At 33.5% G+C, this 1,343-nt stretch carries 1 protein-coding gene; it reads right to left on the bottom strand.

Translation table 11 applies throughout. The features are described 5' to 3' along the window. Positions 1-1,113: 1,113 nt before the first annotated feature. The coding region (locus AC1DVK_RS26870) for an IS3 family transposase (protein ID WP_477626446.1) at positions 1,114-1,343 on the bottom strand (230 nt) is incomplete at its 5' end.

Raw genomic sequence — 1,343 nt, 5'->3', positions numbered from 1 at the left:
ATACGTTATAACTCATAGGTGCACTTAGATTATTGTCAAATTCACAAATAATATCCAAATGGTGCTCATTTAATGTGTTATTAATTATCTTTTCGATATCGCTTATATAAAGCATTTAACTATCACTTCCCTTTTAAAGACTTACTTCATTATAGTAGTAGATTAAGTTATTCTTCCCTTATCAATATAATAAACTGTTGAGAAATTAAAATCACACAGTTAAAATAAAGGAAATATTTACTATATAATACTGAAGTGGAGGGTAAGTCCTACGAGAAGTGTGATTAATCCTCTAATAGGAAAGGAATTTACTTTTAATTACTCTTCTATACTTTCCTCCATCTATTTATTTCACTTTAAAACTTTCTATCATTGGTTGTAATTCTTCTTGATATTGTTCTACCATCATTTCAAGTGAAGGCATTGTATTATACTTTTCAAGCCAAGAAACGTAATGAAGTGCTACATTATGCGCAATAGCAAGGTAGGGGACAGGTTCGTGTAACCACTCTCTCTGTGAGCTGAAAATTTATCTCTGAAGTCTTTCATCGTTTGCCAATATTTTGCATAGTCTTCAAGCGGCATGTTCAGACCTTCCAAGAAGTATTCCCGTGCATGGTATTTGGTAGTAAAGGTAATCCAACACATTATAGTAAAGTGTATTTTACCGAAGAATATGATTATGTACCTTTTAAAGAAAAGGCAAAAATACGGTCTTATTTTTAACCTCCATCGTAGCAGATAAGCAAAAGGCTTTTCTCAAAGTTCCTTGAAATATTAATTATTACAAATAATTGACCTGTAGTACGTTTACATCCTTCTCTATCCGCCACCATTACGCCACCAATTAAGTAAAAAATACAAAATGAACTAATTCTTTATAAATACAAAAAGGCCCAAATCCTTGTTCCATAAAGGATTTGAGCCTTTGTTAGTTGATGACCTGTGAGGGATTCAAACACGACCCCTTCCCTGTCAAAACTAATTCCATTGTAATATAAATAAAATTGTATCAACCAAACTTTTGGCGCTTAATCGAGTATGGATTATTTAAGGTGCCAAGAGCAGGATTCTCATACACTTGACTTGCCCAGGTGGATTGTCAACACTAAATCAAACAACTTTTTTAAGGGATAATTTTTTATATTCTAGAGGACTTAAGTAGCCAAGAGTTCCATGAATTCTTAGCTTATTAAACCAGTTCACATAGTCTCCAAATTCGAGCGTTAGCTGGGATAAGTTCGTAAACTTTTTTTGATTGGCGAACTCAGTCTTAATGATTTTAAAGGTCGCTTCCGCGACGGCGTTATCATATGGACAACCTTTCATACTAAGTGAACGGC

Source organism: Peribacillus sp. P4_B1, from assembly GCF_056402395.1.
This window is presented reverse-complemented; position numbering and strand designations above follow the sequence as displayed.